This window comes from Lichenifustis flavocetrariae (assembly GCF_026130545.1).
In the GTDB taxonomy this organism is placed as follows: Bacteria; Pseudomonadota; Alphaproteobacteria; order Rhizobiales; family Beijerinckiaceae; genus Lichenihabitans; species Lichenihabitans flavocetrariae.
In genome coordinates this window covers 1-21,310 of record NZ_JAMOIM010000019.1, presented here as the reverse complement: position 1 = coordinate 21,310, position 21,310 = coordinate 1, and the positions used below count along the sequence as shown (strand labels likewise).

General features: G+C 62.8%; 21 protein-coding genes and 4 pseudogenes. 14 read left to right on the top strand and 11 right to left on the bottom strand.

Translation table 11 applies throughout. The features are described 5' to 3' along the window. The first annotated feature begins 131 nt into the window (after positions 1-131). On the top strand, positions 132-944 hold the full coding sequence (locus tag M8523_RS23090; RefSeq protein WP_282587344.1) for a lytic transglycosylase domain-containing protein: 813 nt from the start codon (positions 132-134) through the stop codon (positions 942-944). A gap of 78 nt (positions 945-1,022) precedes the next feature. Here the strand turns inward: M8523_RS23090 and M8523_RS23085 are convergent, their stop codons facing one another. The 3 genes from M8523_RS23085 to M8523_RS23075 all read right to left on the bottom strand — a co-directional run bounded on the left by M8523_RS23085 (position 1,023) and on the right by M8523_RS23075 (position 3,058). Then, a complete protein-coding gene (locus M8523_RS23085; RefSeq protein ID WP_282587262.1) occupies positions 1,023-1,394 on the bottom strand; it encodes a hypothetical protein in 372 nt (123 codons plus the stop codon). A 68-nt stretch (positions 1,395-1,462) separates the two neighbouring features. Further along, positions 1,463-2,512 carry a selenide, water dikinase SelD gene (gene selD / locus M8523_RS23080; protein ID WP_282587261.1) on the bottom strand — a complete coding sequence of 350 codons (1,050 nt, stop codon included), beginning with the start codon at positions 2,510-2,512 and terminating at the stop codon, positions 1,463-1,465. A 93-nt stretch (positions 2,513-2,605) separates the two neighbouring features. Beyond that, a complete protein-coding gene (locus M8523_RS23075; protein ID WP_282587260.1) occupies positions 2,606-3,058 on the bottom strand; it encodes a winged helix-turn-helix transcriptional regulator in 453 nt (150 codons plus the stop codon). 79 nt (positions 3,059-3,137) lie between these two features. Between M8523_RS23075 and M8523_RS23070 the strand changes: the two genes are divergently transcribed. Continuing rightward, complete coding sequence (locus M8523_RS23070; RefSeq protein ID WP_282587259.1) at positions 3,138-3,743, top strand: FMN-dependent NADH-azoreductase; 606 nt, start codon at positions 3,138-3,140, stop codon at positions 3,741-3,743. Positions 3,744-3,997: 254 nt separating this feature from the next. Then, the gene (gene clpS, locus M8523_RS23065; protein WP_282587258.1) at positions 3,998-4,303 is read left to right on the top strand and encodes an ATP-dependent Clp protease adapter ClpS; all 306 of its coding nucleotides are present in this window, start codon (positions 3,998-4,000) and stop codon (positions 4,301-4,303) included. 31 nt (positions 4,304-4,334) lie between these two features. Here clpS and M8523_RS23060 read toward each other — a convergent pair whose 3' ends face one another. Next, positions 4,335-5,402 carry an aldo/keto reductase gene (locus M8523_RS23060; protein WP_282587257.1) on the bottom strand — a complete coding sequence of 356 codons (1,068 nt, stop codon included), beginning with the start codon at positions 5,400-5,402 and terminating at the stop codon, positions 4,335-4,337. Positions 5,403-5,582: 180 nt separating this feature from the next. Here M8523_RS23060 and larC point away from each other — a divergent pair, with 180 nt between their 5' ends. Genes larC through M8523_RS23040 form a run of 4 tightly spaced genes read left to right on the top strand, consistent with a single transcriptional unit; the run spans position 5,583 to position 9,436 of the window. Further along, positions 5,583-6,842 (top strand): nickel pincer cofactor biosynthesis protein LarC, encoded by a 1,260-nt coding sequence (gene larC, locus M8523_RS23055; RefSeq protein ID WP_282587343.1) that lies wholly within the window; start codon positions 5,583-5,585, stop codon positions 6,840-6,842. 10 nt (positions 6,843-6,852) lie between these two features. Then, complete coding sequence (gene larE, locus M8523_RS23050) at positions 6,853-7,665, top strand: ATP-dependent sacrificial sulfur transferase LarE (protein WP_282587256.1); 813 nt, start codon at positions 6,853-6,855, stop codon at positions 7,663-7,665. After that, complete coding sequence (gene larB / locus M8523_RS23045; protein ID WP_282587255.1) at positions 7,665-8,387, top strand: nickel pincer cofactor biosynthesis protein LarB; 723 nt, start codon at positions 7,665-7,667, stop codon at positions 8,385-8,387. Before larE ends, larB begins: the two co-directional genes overlap by 1 nt. Continuing rightward, positions 8,384-9,436: a HoxN/HupN/NixA family nickel/cobalt transporter gene (locus M8523_RS23040; protein ID WP_282587254.1), complete on the top strand. Its 1,053-nt coding sequence runs from the start codon at positions 8,384-8,386 to the stop codon at positions 9,434-9,436. Before larB ends, M8523_RS23040 begins: the two co-directional genes overlap by 4 nt. Before the next feature lie 263 nt (positions 9,437-9,699). Here M8523_RS23040 and M8523_RS23035 read toward each other — a convergent pair. Both M8523_RS23035 and M8523_RS36820 read right to left on the bottom strand, forming a co-directional pair. Further along, positions 9,700-11,108: pseudogene (locus tag M8523_RS23035) on the bottom strand (DDE-type integrase/transposase/recombinase). A gap of 63 nt (positions 11,109-11,171) precedes the next feature. Continuing rightward, complete coding sequence (locus tag M8523_RS36820; RefSeq protein ID WP_428351139.1) at positions 11,172-11,309, bottom strand: histidine kinase; 138 nt, start codon at positions 11,307-11,309, stop codon at positions 11,172-11,174. A gap of 853 nt (positions 11,310-12,162) precedes the next feature. On the opposite strand from M8523_RS36820, the gene M8523_RS23025 reads away from it, so the two are divergent. After that, entirely contained in the window at positions 12,163-13,905 is a 1,743-nt protein-coding gene (locus tag M8523_RS23025; RefSeq protein WP_282587253.1) for a methyl-accepting chemotaxis protein, read from the top strand. 448 nt (positions 13,906-14,353) lie between these two features. Here the strand turns inward: M8523_RS23025 and M8523_RS23020 are convergent, their stop codons facing one another. Next, positions 14,354-14,815: a DUF1330 domain-containing protein gene (locus M8523_RS23020; RefSeq protein ID WP_282587252.1), complete on the bottom strand. Its 462-nt coding sequence runs from the start codon at positions 14,813-14,815 to the stop codon at positions 14,354-14,356. Then, positions 14,812-15,474 (bottom strand): DUF2239 family protein, encoded by a 663-nt coding sequence (locus tag M8523_RS23015; RefSeq protein WP_282587251.1) that lies wholly within the window; start codon positions 15,472-15,474, stop codon positions 14,812-14,814. Before M8523_RS23015 ends, M8523_RS23020 begins: the two co-directional genes overlap by 4 nt. 653 nt (positions 15,475-16,127) lie before the next feature. On the opposite strand from M8523_RS23015, the gene M8523_RS23010 reads away from it, so the two are divergent. The 6 genes and pseudogenes from M8523_RS23010 to M8523_RS22985 form a co-directional block, all read left to right on the top strand. After that, positions 16,128-16,292 carry a hypothetical protein gene (locus M8523_RS23010; RefSeq protein WP_282587250.1) on the top strand — a complete coding sequence of 55 codons (165 nt, stop codon included), beginning with the start codon at positions 16,128-16,130 and terminating at the stop codon, positions 16,290-16,292. Positions 16,293-16,449: 157 nt separating this feature from the next. Next, positions 16,450-17,229 (top strand): annotated as a pseudogene (locus tag M8523_RS23005) (class I SAM-dependent methyltransferase); the annotation flags it as partial. Beyond that, a pseudogene (locus M8523_RS23000) lies at positions 17,215-17,592 on the top strand (VOC family protein); the annotation flags it as partial. The pseudogenes M8523_RS23005 and M8523_RS23000, both read left to right, overlap by 15 nt. After that, entirely contained in the window at positions 17,587-18,018 is a 432-nt protein-coding gene (locus M8523_RS22995) for a nuclear transport factor 2 family protein (RefSeq protein WP_282587342.1), read from the top strand. The pseudogene M8523_RS23000 and the gene M8523_RS22995, both read left to right, overlap by 6 nt. Beyond that, the gene (locus M8523_RS22990) at positions 18,015-18,374 is read left to right on the top strand and encodes a hypothetical protein (RefSeq protein ID WP_282587249.1); all 360 of its coding nucleotides are present in this window, start codon (positions 18,015-18,017) and stop codon (positions 18,372-18,374) included. Before M8523_RS22995 ends, M8523_RS22990 begins: the two co-directional genes overlap by 4 nt. 230 nt (positions 18,375-18,604) lie before the next feature. Continuing rightward, positions 18,605-19,024, top strand: a pseudogene (locus M8523_RS22985) (class I SAM-dependent methyltransferase); the annotation flags it as partial. 231 nt (positions 19,025-19,255) lie between these two features. Here the strand turns inward: M8523_RS22985 and M8523_RS22980 are convergent. The 3 genes from M8523_RS22980 to M8523_RS22970 all read right to left on the bottom strand — a co-directional run. Further along, positions 19,256-20,056: a carbon-nitrogen hydrolase family protein gene (locus M8523_RS22980; protein WP_282587248.1), complete on the bottom strand. Its 801-nt coding sequence runs from the start codon at positions 20,054-20,056 to the stop codon at positions 19,256-19,258. Positions 20,057-20,160: 104 nt separating this feature from the next. Next, entirely contained in the window at positions 20,161-20,658 is a 498-nt protein-coding gene (locus M8523_RS22975) for a nuclear transport factor 2 family protein (protein WP_282587247.1), read from the bottom strand. Positions 20,659-20,678: 20 nt separating this feature from the next. Continuing rightward, positions 20,679-21,310, bottom strand: a 632-nt coding sequence (locus tag M8523_RS22970) for an SDR family NAD(P)-dependent oxidoreductase (RefSeq protein WP_282587246.1), incomplete at its 5' end; no start/stop codon positions are given.

The following is a 21,310-nucleotide window of genomic DNA, read 5'->3' as shown; positions in this document are numbered from 1 at the left end:
TGCGAGGGATCGCTCGGGTAGGAAGCACAGGGCGACAGGGGGAGCAGACAGCGTTGCGGGCACATGCGAAACTGACACGACCACGCATTGTCGCACCGACTCTGGCGATCTTCCTTTATGTCGCAGGCACGATCCTCTCGCATGCGGAGCCGGTCGCACCTGCGAAGAGCACAGGTGAATCGGTCGAACAGGCTCTCTGCCGCCTCATCGACAGCGCCGCGGCCAAGCAAAGCGTGCCGGCCGAATTTTTGACCCGGCTCCTCTGGCAGGAGAGCAGCTTCCGTCCCGGCGTGGTGAGCCCGGCCGGCGCACAAGGCGTGGCCCAGTTCATGCCCGGAACGGCGCACGAGCGCGGTCTCGACGATCCGTTCGACCCGGAGCAGGCCATTCCCGCCTCGGCGGCTTTTCTGGCGGAATTGTCGTCGCGCTTCGGCAATTTCGGCCTTGCAGCCGCAGCCTATAATGGCGGTCCGAACCGCGTTGCGAACTGGCTCGCGGGAAAGGGCGGGCTCCCTTTCGAAACCGAAGACTATGTGCTGAGGATCACGGGTCGATCGGCCGAGGACTGGGCCGAGGATGCCCGGAAGAAGATCGCTTTCAAGTCTCAGTCACCCGAACGGTCGTGCGTCGATGTCGCGCATGAGATCCGCATCTCGACACCGCTCGCGAGCACGATCGCGACGGCCGCGCTGGCCCCCTGGGGCGTCCAGCTTTCGGGCAATTTCTCGAAGACCGTTGCGCTGGCAAGCTTCGAGCGGGTACGTGGCCGCTACAGCGCCATTCTGGGTGACGTCCGACCGATGATCATCGGCACGCGCATGCGGACGCGCGGTTTTCACGCCTTCTATCGCGTCCGAGTGCCGGCTCAGACACGCGCCGCCGCCGCTGCGCTATGCTCCCAGATCCATGCGGCGCGCGGGAGTTGCGTGGTTCTCCGAAGCTGAAGGAAAGGGTCGTCGGTGAAGACGATCCTGCGGCAACCTGATTGGCCATCCAGGCTGCCCGCTTTGATCGGGCGGCGATCAGCTTTTTCCTTGCGACTGGGACGGCGAAGGAATGTTTCCATTGGGGCAGTCTCGCTGCGCCATCTTGGGAGGCGAGCTGATCGGGTCGAGCCCCCGAGCCGTCGCAGGCTGAAAGGTCTTCGAGTCGGGTGCCGCGCCGGCCGGAACCGTCCCGACATAGGAGCCGCCCGTTCCCCCGCTCCACCCCGTCGAGCCCGCATTCCCCGGTGCGGTACCATCGGCAGCCGCCGGCGCTGGCCGCGTCGCAGCCTCTGTCCGCGTGCAATCGCCAGGGGCCTTCAGGCTCTGAGTCGACGGTGGATCCTCAGCCAAGGCGGGAATGGTTGCACTCAACACGAGTGCCGCGACGAGCTGTGGCAGCTGTTTCATGGACCGACCCTCCCGCGGCGCCAACCGAAACCCAACGTCCCGAGTTCCCCGGTGAGCGCACTGTTCCCTCAGCCCTGCACGATCACGCGCGCCTCTCCGGTCACGGCACGACCGATGATCCGGGCCGCTGGATATCCGGCGTCCACGATCTCGGTGAGGATCGCTGTCGCCCTGTCTGGCGCGCAAGCGACCAGCAGACCGCCCGACGTCTGCGGGTCGGTCAGGAGTTTGCGATGCCAATCGGGAAAGTCGCCCGGCAGATCTATGGCGTCGCCGTAGCTTGCCCAGTTGCGCTCGGACGCGCCGGTGACGAACCCCTGCTCGGCCAGCGTCGCGGCGTGCTTGAGCAACGGGACGGTGGTGGCGTCGATCTGAAGCCCCAAACCCGATCCACGCGCCATTTCAAGCCCATGTCCCAGCAAACCGAAGCCGGTCACATCGGTGATCGCATGCACGGCCTCGTCGGAAGAGAGGTGCTGCCCGATTCGGTTCAAGAGGGTAGTCGAGGCGATCATTTCCCCATAAGCCCCGTCGGGCAAGCCGCCGCGCTTGATGGCCGCGGAATATATGCCAACGCCGATGCCCTTGGTGAGGATCAAAGCGTCGCCTGCGCGCGCGCCGGCATTCCGCCTAACCTGATCCGGGCGGCAAAGGCCGATCACCGCAAGCCCATAGATCGGCTCCGGCGCATCGATCGAATGCCCCCCCGCGACCGGGATCCCGGCCTCAGCGCAAATGGAGGCGCCGCCCTTCAGAATCTCGCGGATCGTCTCTGGCGCCAATGTGGCGATCGGCATGCCGAGGATCGCAAGCGCCATGATGGGCTTGCCACCCATGGCGTAGATGTCCGAGATCGCATTGGCGGCGGCAATGCGGCCGAAATCGCGCGGATCATCCACCATCGGCATGAAGAAATCCGTGGTGGCGATCACGCACGTCGTGTCGTCGATCTGCCAGACGGCGGCATCGTCCGCTGTTTCAGTGCCGACGAGCAATTGACCGAACACCCCTGACATGGGCTGGTCGGCCAGCAAGCTCTGCAGGACGGACGGCGCAAGCTTACATCCGCATCCGCCCCCATGTGCCAGTTCGGTCAGTCGTTTGGCGGAGGCAATCATGCGGGCACCCCTGTCTCATTGTTGCTGTCCTTGATGGCGTCCAGGCCATTCGGGATCATTTCAGTCGTCAACATCGATTGGTGATCAAGGCGTTCAGCCGATCGCATGCGTGTCATCGCGACGCCCACTTGCCTCAGCGACTCCAAAGATCTGGCCTGCCGGAGCGGCATCGTATGTCGATCGCGCTCGCTCGATCGCTTTCAAATTGCCCATCGCCCATTGTCCGAGAGCTTGCACGGGTTGTCTCAGAGAGCGCCCGAGATCCGTTAGTCGATAGTCGACGCGCGGCGGGATGGTCGGATAGATTGTCCGCGTGACGAGACCGTCGCGTTCGAGACCGCGCAGCGTCAAGGTGAGCATTCTCTGCGAGATGCCGCCGATCGTCCGCTTCAGATCGTTGAACCGCCTTGGCTCGTCGCCCAACTGCATGATGACGAGAACACTCCATTTGTCACCGATCCGGGCGAGAACACCGCTCACCGTCTTGCAGGCACCCGGGCAGTGAAGCGGCATGGGCTCGGTTACATCGATGTGCTCGGGTTCCAAAAATGTGCCTCCTTGCGCGCGGCAATCACGGTCATCTATTTAGCGTCGGTCACAAATAGATACCAGACTGAGGTGAGCAATGAACATACTGCATATCGATTCCAGCATCTTGGGCGGCAATTCGGTGAGCCGCGCCCTCTCGGCAGCCGTCCTGGCGCAGTTGAAGGTGCCGGCCGCGAACGTCACCTATCGGGATGTTGTGGCCGCCCCAATCGCGCACCTGACTGGCGCCTATCTGGCCGGACAGAGCTCGGACGTGCAGCACGATCAGGCCCTGCAAGAGGATCTGGCCTTGGGCGGCAAGGTTCTCGAAGAGTTTCTGGCCGCCGACACCGTTGTGCTCGGTGTAGCGCTTTATAACTTCACGATCTCCAGCCAGTTGAAAGCCTGGGTGGATCGCATTCTCGTTGCGGGAAAGACCTTCCGGTACACCGACAAGGGCGCTGAAGGCCTGGCGGGTGGAAAACGCGTGATCCTGGCTATCGCACGCGGCGGTATCTATGCACCCGGCTCGCCACATCAGGCCTTCGAGCACGCGGAAACCTACCTGCGGACCGTCCTTGGGTTCATCGGGATCACGAACCCCGAGGTCATTGTGGCCGAAGGGATCGCGCTCGGCCCGGATCAACGTGAGGCTTCTGTCGCGAAAGCCATGGCCGAGATCGCGACCTTGAAGGCGCTCTGATCGATCTTCCGCGCCCGGCATCAACCGGGCGCGGAACGTTATAGGGATCGTGCGTAGGGCTGAACTCCCTGACGCGAACCTCGGCAGCATTTCAGCCAGACGAGCCGCAGCATTCACGCGTTCTGATGTCGATCCGCGAGCGGAACTCCGTTCAGCAAGCCCTCCGCTTGTGACAATCCAGCCCGATGCCGAGCCATTGAAGCCTTCGCGGTTCTGTCGCAAATTGGAGCAAGACTTCACGAGGACGCCACCTCATGACGGATGTCGTGATCACGTCACGGCCGCAGGTCAAGCCCAAGCTTGAGCGGCCTCGGCTCTACAAAGTCATTCTGCTCAACGACGACTACACGCCACGCGATTTCGTGGTCATGGTGCTGAAGGCCGAGTTCCGCATGGGGAAGGAGCGCGCCTATGCGGTGATGATCACCGCGCACAAGCTCGGCTCCTGCGTGATCGCCGTATACCCGCAGGATGTCGCCGAAACCAAAGCGGCACGCGCGACCGATCTGGGGCAACAGAAAGGCTACCCGCTTCAGTTCATCACCGAGCCCGAGGAGTAACGGCCAGCTCACATGTCTGGCCGCCGTATGATCATTCCAGGACGGGCGCGAGTTTCTTCACGCCTTCGACATCCTCGCCCAGCCAGTCATTGTTCTTGGCTGTGCCGTCGAAGGTCGAACTCGTCTTGAACAGCTCGTATTTGCCGGCGGTCGCATAGCTGGCGCTGCGGGACAGGAGTTCGGCGATCGTCGCCCTGTCCATCGGCTTGAATGTCCTGACCGCCTCGAAGGCTTGGTCGAGGTTCGCCTGGTTCTCGATGCCGGTGATCACGACCGAGGTCGGCAGGTTGAGCGAATAGTGTAGATACTCGATCGGCTTGATGGGTGCGTCGCTTTTCAGGATCACGCCGTCCCCGAATGTCTTCATGGCCAGCACGCCGATGCCGTGCTCGACGAGGTAGGGCAGCACAAGATGGGCGAATGAGCGGAAATGCGCGTCCATGACGTTGAGCGGCATCTGCACCGTGTCGAAGTGAAAGCCATGCTCGGCCGCGACATCGAGCATCTGCAGGTGAATGCGCGGATCCTTGTGACCCGTAAAACCGATGTAGCGGAGCTTCCCGGCTTGTTTCGCCTCGACGAAGGCCTCCATGGCCCCGCCTTCGGCGAAGATACGGTCGGGATCGTCGTAGCGCAGGATTTCATGGTGCTGGACGATGTCGATGCAATCGACGCGGAGGCGCTTGAGCGACGTGTCGATCTGGTCCATCGCCTCCTGCTTCGTACGCCCGTCCATCTTGGACATGAGCATCACCTTGTCCCGGTAGTTGCCCTGATTGAGGGCAACTCCCATCCGGAGTTCGCTGCGGCCCTCGTTATAATCCCAGCAATTGTCCATGAAGGTGATGCCCCGATCGATCGCGGCATGGATGAGCTTGACCGATTCCTCATCGGTGAGGCGGCTTTTTCCAATATGGAATCCGCCGAGCCCGATGGCTGAAACCATCTCTCCGGTGCGGCCCAGCGGGCGGTAAAGCATTTCGCCGCGCATTTCGCCCGCCTGGCTGATGAGTGGCAGATTGGCAGGGTCGGCGGGACGGTTGAGGCCCGTCGGCAGGGCTGGCGGCAGAGCGCCATTCGAAACGGGTGAGGCTGCCATGATGGGCTCCCTTGGTTTGCAATCGCAGTCCCGGAACATAGCGCGCGAAACGCAGTCATGCTCGCGGCATCGCACCGCGCCTGTCCAAGACGCCGCAGACCACTATAAGTAGGCTTGAGGTCTGTCTGGAGCCGGGCGTTGCAGTTACACGTTGATCCGCTTGGGGGATGGTCGGGCGACATGTTCGTCGCCGCCTGCCTTGATGCTTTTCCTGATCTTTGGCCTGAGGTGGAAGCCGCCGTCGCAGCCCTGCAGCTTGGCTCTGAAGCGGCGTGCAGGCTTGTGCCTCACCAGGACGGCGTCCTCACTGGTCATCGGTTCAATGTTGCGGCCGAAGCTGCTCATGCGCTGCCGGACCATGCTCACGATCATCCTCATGGGCACCACCACCGGCACGAGCACGACGACCATGGGCCGCATCATCATCACGGTGCGCATCGCGCCTGGGGCGAAATCCGCTCGCAGATCGAATCCGCCGCACTCGATCGAACCGTGACCGGGCATGCGGTGGGGATCTTCGCACTTCTGGCACAGGCCGAAGCGGAGGTTCATGGCGTGGCGGAAGATGCGGTGACGTTCCACGAGGTCGGCGCGGTCGATTCCATTATTGATATCGTGGCAGCGGCACTTCTCATCACGCGTCTCGACGCGACGCGATGGACCAGCGCACCCCTGCCGCTCGGCGGCGGCCGAGTTCGAACGGCGCATGGCCTGCTGCCCGTCCCGGCCCCAGCCACGGCGCTGCTGCTGCGCGGGCTTGAGACGATCGACGATGGGATCGCGGGAGAACGAGTGACCCCCACCGGCGCCGCCATCGCGCGATATCTGCTGGCCTCGCATGCGCCCGCGGTGAACGGTGCCCGAAGGTTGCGGGCAACCGGAACGGGTTTCGGAACGCGGGTTCTACGGGGGCTGAGCAACTGCCTCCGGGTTCTGGCGTTCGACGAGGCCGAGGCGGTTGCCGGGGCTTTCGACTACGCGCACCGGCAACTCTGCGTCATCACCTTCGAGGTCGACGACCAGTCGGCCGAGGATCTGACCCATGGCCTCGACCATTTGCGGGCGCTTGATGGTGTCCACGACGTTCTGCAGAGCGTCGCGTTTGGCAAGAAGGGGCGCCTCGCCACGCATGTGCAGGTCTTGGTGGCACCCGAACGGCTCGACGACGCGATCGCGGCTTGCTTCACGGAGACCACCACGATCGGGCTTCGGCATAATATTGTCCAAGGCGTGGCCTTGGTGCGTCGCTTCGAGGAGGTCGACGTCGGGGGACGGGCGATGCATGTCAAGGCCGTGACGCGCCCGGACGGGAGCGTCACGGGCAAGACCGAGGCGGGTGATGTCGCGGCCGAGCCGGGCCATGTGGCGCGTACGGCGTTGCGGCGTGCGGGCGAGGCCGCCGCGTTGACCCGTCTGGCCCAGACGTCAAAGCGAGGTTAGGGACATGGCCATGGATACGGACACCGAAGCGGACCGGCTGCGCGCCACCCTCGACGATATCGATCGGGAGATCGCGGTCGCGGTGAGTGGCGGCATCGATAGTCTGACCTTAGCCACGCTCGCCCATGCACACGCTCCTGAACGCGTGATCATGTTCCATGCCGTCTCGCCGGCGGTTCCGGGTGACGCGACGGCCCGGGTAGAGCGGATAGCCTCCGAGCAGGGTTGGCGGCTCGATGTGATCGACGCCGGGGAGTTCGACGACGCGGATTATCGCGCCAACCCGGTCAATCGCTGCTTTTTCTGCAAGACCAATCTCTACGGCAGCATCGCGCGTCACACGACGGCGCAGATCGTCTCCGGCGCCAATGTCAACGACCTTGGGGAATATCGGCCCGGACTCGACGCCGCTCGGAACAACGATGTCCGCCATCCCTATCTTGAAGCGCAGGTCGACAAGGCGGGGGTGCGACGCCTCGCCCGAGCGGCCGGTCTCGGAGACCTTGCTGAGTTGCCGGCCGCGCCCTGTTTGTCGAGCCGTGTCGAGACCGGCATTCCCATTCGTGCCGACATCCTGAAGGCGATCCACGCGGTAGAACGCCGGCTCGCCGAGGATTTTCCCAGAGGCACGATCCGCTGCCGCGTGCGGCGCACCGGTGTCGTCATCGAACTCGACCCCGAAACCCTGAAGGCTGTCACGGGCAGCCGGGAGGCCGCGGTCCGGGCGCAGGTGGCGGATCTCTTCGCCGGAGAGGCCGCAACCGCCGATCTCGTATTCGCGGTCTACCGGAACGGCAGCGCCTTCCTGCATGGCATTGCCTGATGGCGGACTACAACTTCGACTTCGAGCGCCGGTCGCGCATCGGGCTGGACGAGGCCGTGTTCTGCGCCGGAAAAAGCGCTGAACAGGTTGCCGCCATCGTGGCGGGTGTGCGCCAAGGGGTAACCGGCCTGCTGCTGACCCGGCTCGACCCCGATAAGTTCGCGGCCCTCCCGCCCGAGCAGCGAAACGCGCTCGATTATGATCCCATGTCGCGTACTGCCATCCTCGGGCGGCCACGGTCACAGGAGCCTGGGCCCGCCGTAGCGATCGTCATGGCCGGGACCTCCGATGTCCCGATGGGCCGTGAGGCGGCGCGGACGCTCGGCTTCAACGGCCAGGCGCACCAAACCTTCACGGATGTTGGGGTGGCCGGCCTTTGGCGCCTGCTCGACCGCATCGAGGAGATCCGGCAGGCACCGGTGGTCATCGTCGCGGCTGGCATGGACGCGGCGCTGATCAGCGTCGTGGGCGGTCTCGTGTCGAGTGCCGTGATCGGCCTGCCGACGTCCGTGGGCTACGGCGTCGCGGCCGGCGGCACCACGGCCCTTCATGCGGGGTTGGCAAGTTGCGCGCCCGGTGTTCCGATCATGAACATCGACAACGGCTACGGCGCGGCCTGCGCGGCTTTGCGGATCATGAACATGCTTCGTGCATCTGAGCGCCCGGCGGCCAAGACCGGTGGTGATCATCATCAGTCTGAACGAACGGATCTTGCTTCATGAGATTTTGGCGGGTGTTCGACGATGAGGCGGTCGGGGTGCCCGGCAAGGTGGCCGCGATGTATGCGATCCTGATCACGGCGAATCTCGGCGCGTGGGTCTGGGCCCTGGTGGCCTTTCATCGTTTCCCGGTCCTGATCGGCACCGCCTTTGTGGCCTACAGTTTCGGGCTCCGGCATGCCTTTGACGCGGATCACATCGCCGCGATCGACAATGTCACCCGGAAGCTGATGCAGAACGGCAAGAAGCCGATCTCGGTCGGGTTCTTCTTTTCCCTTGGCCATTCCTCGATCGTTGTCGCGCTCACGGTCACCATCGCCGCGCTGACGGTGACGCTTCAGGAGCGATTTGATGCGTTCAGGGTGGTGGGCGGCGTCATCGGCACGTCGATCTCCGCATTCTTTCTGTTGATCGTCGCGGTGGCCAACATCCTCATCCTCATGTCGGTCTATCGCACGTTCCGAAAGGTGAAAAACGGCGGCCGACTTGTCGAACAGGATCTCGACAGCATGCTGGCGGGAGGCGGTCTCCTCGCCCGGATCTTCAGGCCGCTGTTTGGCGTGGTTCGCCGCTCCTGGCACATGTATCCGCTTGGGCTCCTGTTCGGGCTCGGATTCGACACGGCGACCGAAGTGGGCCTGCTCGGCATTTCGGCGAGCCAAGCCGCGCAGGGCCTGTCGATCTGGACGATCCTGGTGTTCCCTGCCCTGTTTACCGCGGGCATGTCGCTTCTCGACGCCACCGACAGCGTATTGATGCTCGGCGCCTATAACTGGGCCTTCGTCAAGCCGGTCCGCAAGCTCTACTATAACATGACGATCACGGCCGTCTCGGTTGTTGTGGCGCTCCTTGTTGGTGGCATCGAAGCTCTTGGCATGATGGTCGACAGGCTTCAGCTTCAAGGTGGTGTGTGGGACATCATCGGAGCCCTGAACGATAATTTCGGCATGATCGGCTACGTGATCGTCGCCGTGTTCATCGTGAGCTGGATCGTCTCGATGCTGGTCTATCGGCTCAAGGGCTATGACGATGTCGAGATCGCATCCGTGTAGGCTTCGACTTCCATCTCCGACGTATGTCTTCCTGACGTAGAGCCACTCGTGAACAAAGTCGGGCGGAAGACGCTCTTGCTCAGCGGCTGAAGCCGTTACCGGCCCGCAGCTGAACGGCTGCGTGGATCAGGGCGAGGTGGCTCAGGCCTTGCGGGAAGTTGCCGAGAAGGTCACCGCTCTTCACGTCCAACTGTCCGTCGTCAGGCTTTTTGGGACAGCTTGCGGCGTGAACGAAGGGTGGGTCTGGCGCAGCTGTGTTGATGTTACGCGGCGTGTTGGATGTGCTGCAAGCGGCGATGGAGAAGGGTTTGCCGCTTGATGCGTTGGCGCTCGAGCCGGATGGCGTCGCCGCGTCCCGTGTAGACGTCGGTGGGCGTGAGATTGTCCAGGCTCGTGATAGCGTCGGGTGTTGTAGTGGTCGACGAAGGTCGCGATCTCGGCCTCCAGATCGCCCGGCAGATAGTCGTTTTCGAGCAGGATGCGGTTCTTGAGCGTTTGATGCCAACGCTCGATCTTGCCTTGTGTCCTGGGGTGGAACGGGGCGCCCCGGATGTGCCGCATGCGTTCCCGTTCGAGCCATTGCGCCAGCTCGCCCGATACGTAACACGGCCCGTTGTCGGACAGGAGCCTGGGCCGATGCACGACGGCGACCTGCTCGAGCCCTGACGCCTGCAGAGCCAGGTTCAGGGTATCGGTGACGTCGCTGGCCGCCATGGTGGTGCAGAGCTTCCAGGCCACGATGTGAGCCGCGAGAAGTCGTCCAGGACAGTCGATAGGTAGAACCACCCTCCGCGTGCCACCCCAACCTGCTACGCAGGTCGTGGCCCCTGGCGCGCTTCGCCCCACCCAGCCACCTTGAGGTAAGTGAAGTCGGTCTGCCAGATCGGGTTCGGTGCCGTGGTCTTGTTCTTGAACTCATCGGCGGCCTTCATGACGATGAAGGCCGGACTGGTGATGAGGTCATGGGCTTTGAGCAGGCGGTACACCGAAGCTTCTGACACGAAGTAGCTTGTCCCGTGTCAGTGAAGCGCACCGCCAGCTCGCGCGGCGACAGTTCCGGCTGTTCCAGGGCGAGGCGGACGAGCTTGTCGCGGATCGGGTCCGGGATGCGGTTCCACACCCGGCTCGGCCGAGGCGAGCGGTCTTCCAGCGCCTCGGGCCCGCCCGTCTGGTAGAGATCATACCAACGGTAGACACGTGGCCCGCGGGACGCCGATCATCTCCAAGGTGCGCCGGACCGGCAGGTGCGATTGCTCAACCAAGCGGATGATCTCGACCTTTTCGGACGCCGGGTACCTCATGCGTCGTCGTCCCCACTGCCGGTCACGCTTTTTTTGAGCAGCCGGTTTTCCAGCGTGAGATCGGCAACGGCCTCCTTGAGGGCCAGTGACTCGCGGCGCAGCCCCTTCACCTCGTCCAAGGTCGCCTCGCGCACGGCATCGCCAGCAAGGCGCTTCTTGCCGGCTTCCAGGAAGTCTTTCGACCATCGATAGGAGATGTTCGATCCAAGGCCTTCGCGCCGGCACAGCTCCGCTATGCTGTCCTCGCCCCGCAAGCCTTCCAGCACGATGCGGATCTTCTCCTCGGCCGAATAGTGCTTCCGTGTCGCGCGGCGGATCTCCTTGACCACCGTCTCGGCTGGTGGCTTTGCCTGACCGGTTTTCTGGCTCATCTTCGCTCCTTAAGGGCTACGATGCGCCAGAAACCCTCCCTCGTCGAAACCCCTCAGTCTGTCTCATGAGCCCTGACGGCGGACATCTGACACAACGCTTTCAAGGCAAGCTAGTCCCAGGAATAAAGCCGTGAGGTCCTGGTCGACCTGATCGTGCAGGTTCCTCGCGATCCGGAGCCGCTCCTGCTCCTGAGCGCTCATAAAACGCTTCGCGATCGCCCGCCGCTCTTCCGCGAGAAGTCGCTGTTCGGTGACATCGCGCGCAATATCCACGACCCCGAGCGCCGAACTGGCTGCGCCTTTCCATCGGGCCTTGCTGATCGCGAAGTAGCGATGTTCGCCTTCGATTGTGAGCCTCCCTTGATCTCGGACAGGTCGTAGCCGAGGACAGCGCAGAAATTCGCATTGGCTGAGAGGACCGTGCTGCTCAGGTCGAATTCGATGATCGCGAGCGAATGGTTGAGAGCGTAGACAACAGCCTGTGAGCCCCGGCCAGAAAATGTGAACCGAAACATGACCGGAATTTACTCTGCGAAGGCGTTTATTTGTTCTTCTGAATTTTAAACGTATGAACCTGCCAATAGACATCTTCTATATTAAGAGGATATTGGTTCTGGTGATGTAGATGCAAATAGGAATGCAGATGCATTTTCGGTCATTAATCATTCGAGTGACCAGAGTAGTAGCATAAGGATGTCAAAATTCTTGTCAAAACCAGAATTTAGACGCCGATAATTCCACAATATCGACGTCGCCTGACTATGAGAAGGGAAAACCTGACACGATGTCATCTTTTCCCTTTCGGAATACAAATTTCCATTAATCTATTCACCTTCCGCAAGACGGAAGTGGCGGTTCTGTTCCGATAATATCGATCTTATTATTCCTTGATACTTTGCCACGTGGCTCCAATGGCCCGAATGGAAGCCCTTCGATCGATCCAGCTAAGACTCGCTTAGCATTTCCATGCCCAGTCTCACGGCGCCGTGATCAGTGGAGACATCGGTCTCTCAGAAATTTCTATGCACCGGCTAAATTGCGGTGGAGCGACGCGATGTTCAATTCGTTTAATGGTTCAGCCGTCAGCACAACAGTCGCGCCGTTTCTCAACGCGCTTCGAACCAATGTGATGGTCGCCGATAAAGACCTGAAGATCACCTTCATGAATGACTCGCTCACAGCCCTGATGCGCGAGGCTGAAGCCGAGCTCAGGAAGGAGCTTCCTCATTTCAGCGTGGCGGCGCTGGTGGGCAGCAACATCGACATTTTCCACAAAAATCCGGCGCATCAGCGCAACATGCTTGCGACGCTCGAAAAGCCCCACCTGGCGACCATCCGGCTCGGCAAGAGAACCTTCGACCTGTTGGTCACCCCCCTCTTCAAGGGTGGCAAGAGGAGGGGTTTCGTCGTGGAATGGGCGGACGCCAAGGAGCGCCTGCTGAACCTCGACTTTACCGCCCAGATCGCCGCCATTGGCCGATCTCAGGCCGTGATCGAATTCACGGTCGACGGTACCGTCCTCAACGCCAACGCGAATTTTCTGAACCTACTGGGCTACACGCTGGATGAAGTCCGGGGCAAGTCGCACAGCATCTTCGTCGAACCCGCGTTTCGCGACAGTCAAGACTACCGAGACTTCTGGGAGCGCCTTCGCAATGGCGAATACCAGGCCGCCGAGTACAAACGGCTTGGCAAGAGCGGAAATGAAGTCTGGATTCAGGGATCTTACAATCCGATCTTAGATGAAAAGGGCAAGGTCACAAAGGTCGTAAAGTTCGCGACCGATGTGACCGCGAGAATAGAGAGCGTGGCGCAGCTCGGCGCCGCTTTGACGGCTCTTGCGGAAGGCGACCTCGAACGGAGGATCGACCACGCGCTGATCCCCGAACTCGACATGCTGCGGACAGACTTCAATCGCGCTCTCGACACGCTGCAGGGGACGATGCGGCAGGTCCGGCAGGGTTCTAGTGCGATCCTCAACGGGACGGAGGAGATTCGCACGTCGTCCGACGATCTGTCACGGCGCACCGAGCAGCAGGCGGCGAGCCTCGAAGAGACTGCTGCGGCACTCGACGAGATCACGGCGACGGTCAAGAAGACCTCCGAGGGCGCCGCGCACGCCCGACAGGTCGTCGGAACCGCCAAGGAGAGCGCCGAGACCTCGTCGGTTGTGGTGCGCCAAGCGGTGGGCGCCATGCACAATATCGAACGATCGTCGCAACAGATCGGCCAGATCATCGGCGTCATCGACGAGATCGCATTCCAGACCAACCTTCTTGCGTTGAATGCGGGCGTGGAGGCGGCGCGGGCCGGCGAGGCGGGCCGAGGCTTCGCGGTCGTGGCCTCCGAAGTCCGCGCCCTGGCCCAGCGCTCGGCCGAAGCCGCCAAGGAAATCAAAGCGCTGATCTCGACGTCGGCCGGCCAGGTGGACGAAGGCGTCAAGCTCGTGGGTCAGACTGGGGTCGTTCTCGAACAGATCGTCGTCCAGGTGGCGGAGGTCAGCACGATCGTGTCGAGCATCGCGACTTCGGCCCAGGAGCAGGCGACGGCTCTGCAGGAGGTCAATACGGCCGTGAACCAGATGGACCAGGTGACCCAACAGAACGCCGCCATGGTGGAGCAGACCACGGCCGCGAGCCATACGCTCGCACAGGAGACGTCGGAGTTGGCCCGGCTGGTCGATCAATTCCGTCTCGGTGGCGATTTGATCACGAACGTCCGCAGCCTGGCCTCAGGCGGATCAGGTAAGCGGCCCGGAAGGGCGACAGGCCAGGCGCCTCGACGCAAGGCGTCCTGACGCCTCCACCATCGGACACACGCCCGCCTTGGGCATCCATGCCCAACCCAGGCCGGCGGGCTCGGGTCATCCCAGTTACGACGAGTCTCGAGCTGAAGCTCGTGTCGAGACCGGATCGGAGAATGTGGATCGGCGTTACACTGATATCCGACCCAGGTCAGGCGGATCCATTGATTCTGCCGCTGGCGACATCGGGCCGCGGCCCCACCATCGGCGCGGAGGCCAGCACCCCGAAATCTGGCGGCGCCGAGGCACTGAAATGCAGGGAGCGGCCGGCATCCGGTTGTCGAAGCGGCTGACGCGATACCCCCTCGCGGCGAACCCTTCACGAAAGAGCCTCGCCCACCGGATCATCTGCGGTCCAGCCCCGAGATCGGCAGGACGGCTTCATCAGTGGGGTCGCCGCAATCATCCCAAGCCAGTTCGATGTCGTTGACCTTCGCGAACGTCATGAACTTGTTCCATTCGGGTCGAGAGGCAGGGGCATTTCTGACAGGGGCAGAAGGCGCGAATCCTCGACGGCCGCCGTGCGATGACCGAGACCCGCGAGATATCCCTCGTTGCCGGCAAAGGACAGGAAGGCCGCGACGCTCGCCTGCCGCACCAGCATCGCCATGTCCCACCGCTCGTCGGTGGGACCGATCAGGAACGACCCAGCCGCGCCGAAAAACAGAACATCGCCCCCACTTTCGCGCAGATGGGGCAGCGTATGCCGGACGTAACGATCGAAGGCCTCGGCGCCGCTGATCGGCACGGCGGGCGCCAGTTCGGGATGAGCGGAATAGTCGGCGGCATCCCTGAACTTCAGCAGATTGAGCATGACGACGGGACCCGTAAGGCCGTGCTGAACGAACAGCCGGCCAGCTTCCGGCGTCGGCTCGATATATGAAGTGAATTGGGACTTGCTCATTGGCGTTCTAGCCCCGCTGTTTGGTCTTGATCCGGGTGAGCGGAAGAGTCGAAGGCGAGGCGCAGGGCATAGGTCCGGATGTCCTCCGGCCAAGCGGCGATCCGTTCCTCCAACGCGAACTGGTCGTCCGCGAAAAGGGCGCGCGTCGCTTCCTCGTAGCCGGGCAGGTCACCGGCGATCGCCTGCATGAACCGATACGCGGCCTCCTGCGCCACCCGTCTGTGTTGGCGCGGATCCGTCGCCTTGCGGGCATGCTCGACAAGACGCCTCAGCGTTGCGGACGCGCCACCCGTCTGAGCCGCCAGCCACTCCCATTGGCGCGGCAGCAGGGTCACCTCGCGCGCGACGACTCCCAATTTCGGCCGCCCGCGGCCTCTCTGTCCGTCCTTCGGCGCCGCTGAGTCGGAGGTCTCGCCGGCTTTGGGGCGATAGCGACCCACATGCGGTATCGTAAGCTCGGACAGCCGCTCAATGATCTCCGTATCGCTGCCGCGTAGATCGAGATCGACGATGCAGCCTGTCGCATCGTCAAACACGAGACCAGCATCGCCCATGCCAGCTGATCGCGCGACCGCAATAGCCACCTCAGCCAGCGGCCCGGAAAACAGCAATTGCTGGGCAACGAAAGCCGTGCAGGGTTTGGTCAGGAAATCGGACATATCGCGCTCTCCGGAATGCATGTGCGATTAATATCCGGGTATAATTTACCTGTCAATTGTATCCGGGTGATATGTGGTCATTCCGTTGAACGGGATGTTCGTTTACCGCGTGCTTTGCGGGGCCTGAGAGAAAGGTGGAAATCGACGGGAAGTCGTTCGGGCACCGGCAGCGGCGCCGGTCTCGTGCTCTCCGGACTATGCGGGCGGCAAAGCAAGGCCATTCGGTAGTGAGACCCAGATGACGGTTTGCGCTTCCGGCGAGTGGCGTGACAGGCATCGCTTAATCGCCAGCGGCGGGGTGGTAGGCTCTTCCTCATGCGAGTCGGTGCCTTTCAGCGGTTCCCAACCTTCGACGATCCAGCCCACGTGATCCGAAGGATCGCGCGCGATTGTTCGCTGGCTGACGGCAGGGGGATCGATGTGATCCCGCGCGCATCTTGCTTGGCGCGACGCCGGCAGTCACGATGAAGGTAGATCGGCCCCGGCACACGGCATATCCGAATCGGCTTGCGGGCGCCCGAAGATGGGGGTGCCCAGGTGCGGAGCGCTGTCATAGAAGGCACTTCTTCGACCGCCGTGCGGCGAGCGACGATCGAGGGCTCCATTGCGATCGGCCTTCCGGCTCGCTTCCATCCAAATCCGCTTGAAGACCGATGGCTATCGCGGAATTGCCTGTTCTCCAGTACGCCTTGTCCAGGACCGCACGCCATGCCGACGCCGTGAGTACGCTCAAGGTCCTCCGCCTCGCTAAAATGATCGGCGGCGTTGTTCCTCTATTTGGTCTGCTCGGCTTCTTTTTTCTGCAACTGCCTCATTGAGTGAACTGGCTCACTCGCCAATCGCAGGAAGTCGACCTTGCCCACCCGACTACGCTCGGCGACCGGCAGTCATCATCGGGCAACTGTAAGTCGGGCAGATTGGTCGATCTTGACGTCGAGGGATCCATGCTGTTCCTTGACGATGGACGGAGGCGCGATGAAGCCCGACGACGTCGCAAGGGCATGGGAGGCGAACGCCGAGACATGGACTCGTCATGCCAGGCGTGGGCTCGACGTCTATCGCGACGCGCTGAACACGCCCACCTTCTTGGCCATGCTGCCGCCCGTCGACGGTCTTGTCGGCCTCGACATCGGCTGTGGCGAGGGTTCCAACACCCGGCAGCTCGTCCGGCGCGGCGCCTGCATGCGTGCCGTCGACATCGCACCGACTTTCATCCGCCACGCGCAAGAGGCTGAAGCCGCCGATCCGCTCGGCATCACGTTCACGCTCGGCGATGGTCTATCGCTGCCGTTCAAGGACGGCGGCTTCGACTTCGCCACGGCCTTCATGTCGCTGATGGACATGCCGGACCCTGGTCAAGCTCTGCGGGAAGCGGCACGTGTCCTGCGCCCCGGCGGCTTCCTCCAGTTCTCCATTCTGCACCCCTGCTTCATGCCGCCCCACCGCAAGGTGCTGCGGGACGACGAGGGAAGGGTGCGCGGCGTCGAACTCGGGGGATATTTCCACCGCATCGACGGCCGGGAGGATACCTGGTGGTTCTCCACCTTGCCCAAGGCTGAACGGGATGAGGTCGAACCCTTTCGGACGCCGCGCTTCCACCGCACCTTGTCCGAGTGGATCGCCATGATCCTCGGGACCGGCTTGGTGATCGAAGCGATGGGCGAACCCCGGGCCGACCCCAAGCTGGCCCGGACCGTGCCGATCGTGGCCGACACGGCGGTCGTGCCCCTGTTCCTGCACATGCGGGCGCGCAAGCCACCGGCACCGCTATTGACGAGCCTCGACCACGTCCAACTCGCCATGCCGCCGGGACGGGAGGCCGAGGCCCGCACCTTCTACGCTGGCCTGCTCGGCTTGGCCGAAGTCGCCAAGCCTTTCAACCTCGCGGCCCGGGGAGGCTGCTGGTTCGTCGGCGGCGCCACGAAGCTTCACCTCGGCGTCGACTGCGACTTCGTCCCGGCGCGGAAGGCTCATCCCGCCCTGCTGATCCCGAACCTTGCGGAACTGGTGAGCCGGCTCGAAGCGGCCGGGTACCTTTGCCGGGCGGACGAGCCGCTCGATGGCTATGACCGGCGCTACGTGGACGACCCGTTCGGGAACCGGATCGAGTTGATGCAGGTCGCGGCGCGCGCCTCGGGCGCGGCGGCAGATTCGACCGACGACGTGGTGACGATCAAGGCAGGTGAGTTGCGCCTCCTGGATGCAGGCACACGGGCTTCGGCCCAGGAGGTGGCAACCCTGCTGCACGACGACTTCGTCGAGTTCGGCAGCTCCGGCCGGGTCTTCGATAAGTCGGCAACGGTATCGAGCCTTGCGGCCGAAGGGAACAGCGTCGGGACGATCGTGCGAGAGGCCGGGGATTTCACGTTCCGACGCCTCGGCCCCGATGCGGTGCTGGTGACCTATCGGGTTTCTCGACATACGCCGGACGCGGCCGACAAGAAAAGTCTTCGCAGTTCGGTCTGGATCCGGGCGGAAGCCGGGTGGCGCCTGCTGTTCCATCAAGGAACAACCAGCGCCGAGCGGTCCATTGAGGAATCATGATGGCCAGGATCGTGATCATCGGCAACGCGGGTGGCACGGCCGATCTCGGGATCCACATCCTCGATCCCCGCTTTCAGCTGATGTGGCACCGCACGGCGGTTCCGGTCGATCCCGCGCAACTGCGCCGACTGACCGCGCGCCATCGACTGACGCCGCCACAGATCTTCGACGTGACCGCCGACGATCGAGGGCTTCTGGTCAAGCTGGGCGAGCAGAAGGCCTATCGCGTGTTCCCGACACCCGACTGGACCTTCTTCTACAAATGCGTGGGCGCGCAACTGACGTTCGAGCCTGGCGACGACGGCCGCGCCGGCCGTCTGATCCTGGATCAGATCGCCGAGCGGATCGAACCATGAGGCGCGCGACCTGTTCGACGATGTTGCGCGGGTTCTTCGCTCGGTACGTCACCGCGCGCGGGGGCGCCACCGATCCCCGTATCGAGCCGGCGTTCACCGACGTCCCCCCGGGAGGCCTTCGCCGATCCGGGGCCTTTGGCCGCTTGCGAGATCGAATTCGCACCGTGAGCGTATTCGCTCGGTCTGTGTCAGGGTCGACCAATTTCAAATAGTCTGCGACGATCGCCCCCATGACGATCGATGAGCAACATCTGGTTCTGTCGGGCTATGACAAGATAGCAGATGCTTACCTTGAACGGTTCGGCGTCTCGACGGTGCGGCAGAAGTGGTTTGATCGCCTTCTCGGCAGATTGCCGGCCTCTGGCGGTTGCGTGCTCGACCTGGGATGTGGTGCCGGGCTCCCGGTTGCCCGTGATCTGGCGGCTGCGGGACATACGGTGGTCGGCGTTGACGGGTCGCGACAGCAAATCGTCAGAGCCCGCCAAAACGTACCCTCGGCTTCATTCCTGGTCGCAGAGATGTCGAAGGTAGCCTTCAGGCTCGGCTCCTTCGACGCCGTAGGTGCCTTCTACTCGATCACGCATGTTCCGCCGGCTCGACAAGGGGCGATGATCGCCAGCATCGCCGATTGGCTCCGGCCAGGCGGAACATTCATTGCAAGCTTCGGAACCGGCCCAGCAGGAGAGTGGACGGGTGACTGGCTTGGAACGACGATGTTCTTTGGCCACGCTGGCGAGACTGAAACCTATCAGTCGCTGGCAGATGCCGGGCTGCGTGTTCGCCATTCAGTGATCGAAAAGCAAGACAACGAGGAGGCCGCATTCATGTGGGTGGAGGCGGTGAAGGTTAGCAGGCCACCCCCGGCTATGTCGGCGAAATACTCAAGAGTGATGCAGCAAATGGCTGGCTCCGCCCGCGAGTTGTCCGACATAGCATGGGTAGGCCAGCCGCTGACGCCTGGATCGCTCAGGGTCTACTTCGACGACCAGCAGTGGCCGCTGCGCATCCGTCGTTGCCAGTAAGGAGCCGTCTGGACCAAAGGCGAAGCCGGCGCCCCCAAAGATCGTTCCCTGGTCAGATGTTCCAACCCGGTTGGAACTGACGATATAGCTGCCCGAGACAATCGCAGCCATTTTCCCGGCTGTAAGCCAATTCTCCGTGGCCATTCCGGCTGCACGAGGGATGGCGATGAGGCTCGTACCTTGCCGCCCGTAGTGTCGTGCGTGTTCGTTGAACATGGCATCAGTGCAAAGCATCACGCCAAGGCACAAGCCTTGCACTTCGGCAGCCCTGAAGCCGTGCTGGACGGTATGGAACCAAGATGCCTCCCACCAACCCTCTTCTTCAGGAAAATAGTTCTTCTGGTGGACGGGCCGGACTTGCCCATCAGAAAGGATAAACGCCTCATTGAGCAGATGCTCCTCGAACCAAATAGGCCGAGAAGACAAGACTGCAGGCAGGTTGAGCTTGGCTAATGCTGCTATTCCGGCTTCATGGGATTCAACGCTCCGCCGAGCCATGGTTTTGTCGAACGTCGCGCCAGCTGCGATCCATGGCCCAAACGGGAGTTCATTCGTGACCAAAAGTTCCGCGCCCGAGGCGGCGACCTGGCGTGCGATGACAGTCCAAGCTGGCGTGTCAGGCAGCAGCGCTTCTGGCCATTCGACGAAAGCTACTTTCATTGTACCTCCGAGAGGTACTTTGCCGCCCCTCTCAGAGGTCCGCAATCCCAATGCAATCGATGATTTGCAATTCTCAAGCTTTTTAGACGCTTCCGCAGCCTTTGCTAAAGTACAGAATTGGGATCGGCATCGGTCCGGTTCGAATGTCCGCTGCCTATTGCGAAGCAGGTGCTGTGATTTCCAGTCGAGGAGCATGAGCGCGAGGCTTGGGAGACGGCGAAGCTGTCTTCGAGCAGCCGGAAGCGGGTGATCCGGCCGCATGTCACGGTGAGCACGATGGCGAATTCGGTCTCGACCGACCTGCCGGTTTGGCGCAGGCAGCAACAGCGCTCGCCGAGGATCACGGCGCGTTCGCCCTGGACCAGGATGTCGGTCACCACGAACGCGCCGGGCTCGACCAGCGCTCGGCTCTGACGGATGTAGTCGGCGACAGTTCGCCGACCTACGCTGCGCCGTCCTATCCAGGGCAGCGCGCTGGCGTCGCCCGGCACCGCCCAGTCGACCTTGCGGCAGAACAGGGCGGCAATGTCCTCGGGATCGGCACCCAACCCGAGCTTGGCGAGAAGCCGGTTCGTGGCGTGCCGGGTCCGCTCCTCGCACATGGGTCTGCCTCCGCGACCGCTCAGACCTGAGCCTGACCGCCGTCCGCGAAGAGTTCGGCGCCGTTGACGAAGCTCGCGTCGTCCGAGGCGAGGAACACGGCCGCCTTTGCGATCTCATCTGGCTCACCTACCCGACCAAGCGGGATTCGTGAGGCGAGGTAGTCGACGAGGCCCTGCTGCTGCGCCCTGTCGGGGCCAGCAAGTTCGACCAGGCCCGGCGTCCGGGTGGCGCCAGGGCTCAGCACGTTGACGCGGATGTTGCGGCCCTTGAGGTCGAGGATCCAGCTGCGGGCCAGATTGCGCACGGCCGCCTTGGAGGCCGAGTAGATGCTGAAAGCGGCCGTCCCCTCGATGCTGGTGGTCGACGCGGTCAGGATCACCGAGGCGCCCTCGGCGAGCAGCGGCAGCGCGCCCTGGACCGTGAAGACCACGCCTTTCACGTTGCGGTCGAAGGTGTCGTCGAAATGCTCCTCCGTGATCTGCCCGAGCGGCACCATGGCGCCCCCGCCGGCATTGGCCACCACCACGTCGAGGCGGCCCTTGTCGGCCTTGATGCGCGCGAACAGCGCGTTAAGTGCGAATTCCGATGCAAGCCGGCCGGGTATTCCGATCTGAAGCCGGCCAGCGTTCCGATTTGATGTCGGCCACCATT

Bases quoted from the DNA above. Each gene is read 5' to 3' on its own strand.
- M8523_RS23040 (WP_282587254.1), top strand. From the start codon at position 8,384: ATGAGATTTTGGCGGGTGTTCGACGATGAGGCGGTCGGGGTGCCCGGC.
- M8523_RS23025 (WP_282587253.1), top strand. From the start codon at position 12,163: ATGTTCAATTCGTTTAATGGTTCAGCCGTCAGCACAACAGTCGCGCCG.
- M8523_RS23010 (WP_282587250.1), top strand. From the start codon at position 16,128: ATGGCTATCGCGGAATTGCCTGTTCTCCAGTACGCCTTGTCCAGGACC.
- M8523_RS23070 (WP_282587259.1), top strand. From the start codon at position 3,138: ATGAACATACTGCATATCGATTCCAGCATCTTGGGCGGCAATTCGGTG.
- M8523_RS23060 (WP_282587257.1), bottom strand. From the start codon at position 5,402: ATGGCAGCCTCACCCGTTTCGAATGGCGCTCTGCCGCCAGCCCTGCCG.
- M8523_RS22990 (WP_282587249.1), top strand. From the start codon at position 18,015: ATGATGGCCAGGATCGTGATCATCGGCAACGCGGGTGGCACGGCCGAT.
- larB (WP_282587255.1), top strand. From the start codon at position 7,665: ATGGCGGACTACAACTTCGACTTCGAGCGCCGGTCGCGCATCGGGCTG.
- M8523_RS22980 (WP_282587248.1), bottom strand. From the start codon at position 20,056: ATGAAAGTAGCTTTCGTCGAATGGCCAGAAGCGCTGCTGCCTGACACG.
- M8523_RS23085 (WP_282587262.1), bottom strand. From the start codon at position 1,394: ATGAAACAGCTGCCACAGCTCGTCGCGGCACTCGTGTTGAGTGCAACC.
- clpS (WP_282587258.1), top strand. From the start codon at position 3,998: ATGACGGATGTCGTGATCACGTCACGGCCGCAGGTCAAGCCCAAGCTT.
- larC (WP_282587343.1), top strand. From the start codon at position 5,583: ATGTTCGTCGCCGCCTGCCTTGATGCTTTTCCTGATCTTTGGCCTGAG.
- selD (WP_282587261.1), bottom strand. From the start codon at position 2,512: ATGATTGCCTCCGCCAAACGACTGACCGAACTGGCACATGGGGGCGGA.
- M8523_RS22995 (WP_282587342.1), top strand. From the start codon at position 17,587: ATGCAGGTCGCGGCGCGCGCCTCGGGCGCGGCGGCAGATTCGACCGAC.
- M8523_RS23020 (WP_282587252.1), bottom strand. From the start codon at position 14,815: ATGAGCAAGTCCCAATTCACTTCATATATCGAGCCGACGCCGGAAGCT.
- M8523_RS36820 (WP_428351139.1), bottom strand. From the start codon at position 11,309: ATGAGCGCTCAGGAGCAGGAGCGGCTCCGGATCGCGAGGAACCTGCAC.
- larE (WP_282587256.1), top strand. From the start codon at position 6,853: ATGGATACGGACACCGAAGCGGACCGGCTGCGCGCCACCCTCGACGAT.
- M8523_RS22975 (WP_282587247.1), bottom strand. From the start codon at position 20,658: ATGTGCGAGGAGCGGACCCGGCACGCCACGAACCGGCTTCTCGCCAAG.
- M8523_RS23015 (WP_282587251.1), bottom strand. From the start codon at position 15,474: ATGTCCGATTTCCTGACCAAACCCTGCACGGCTTTCGTTGCCCAGCAA.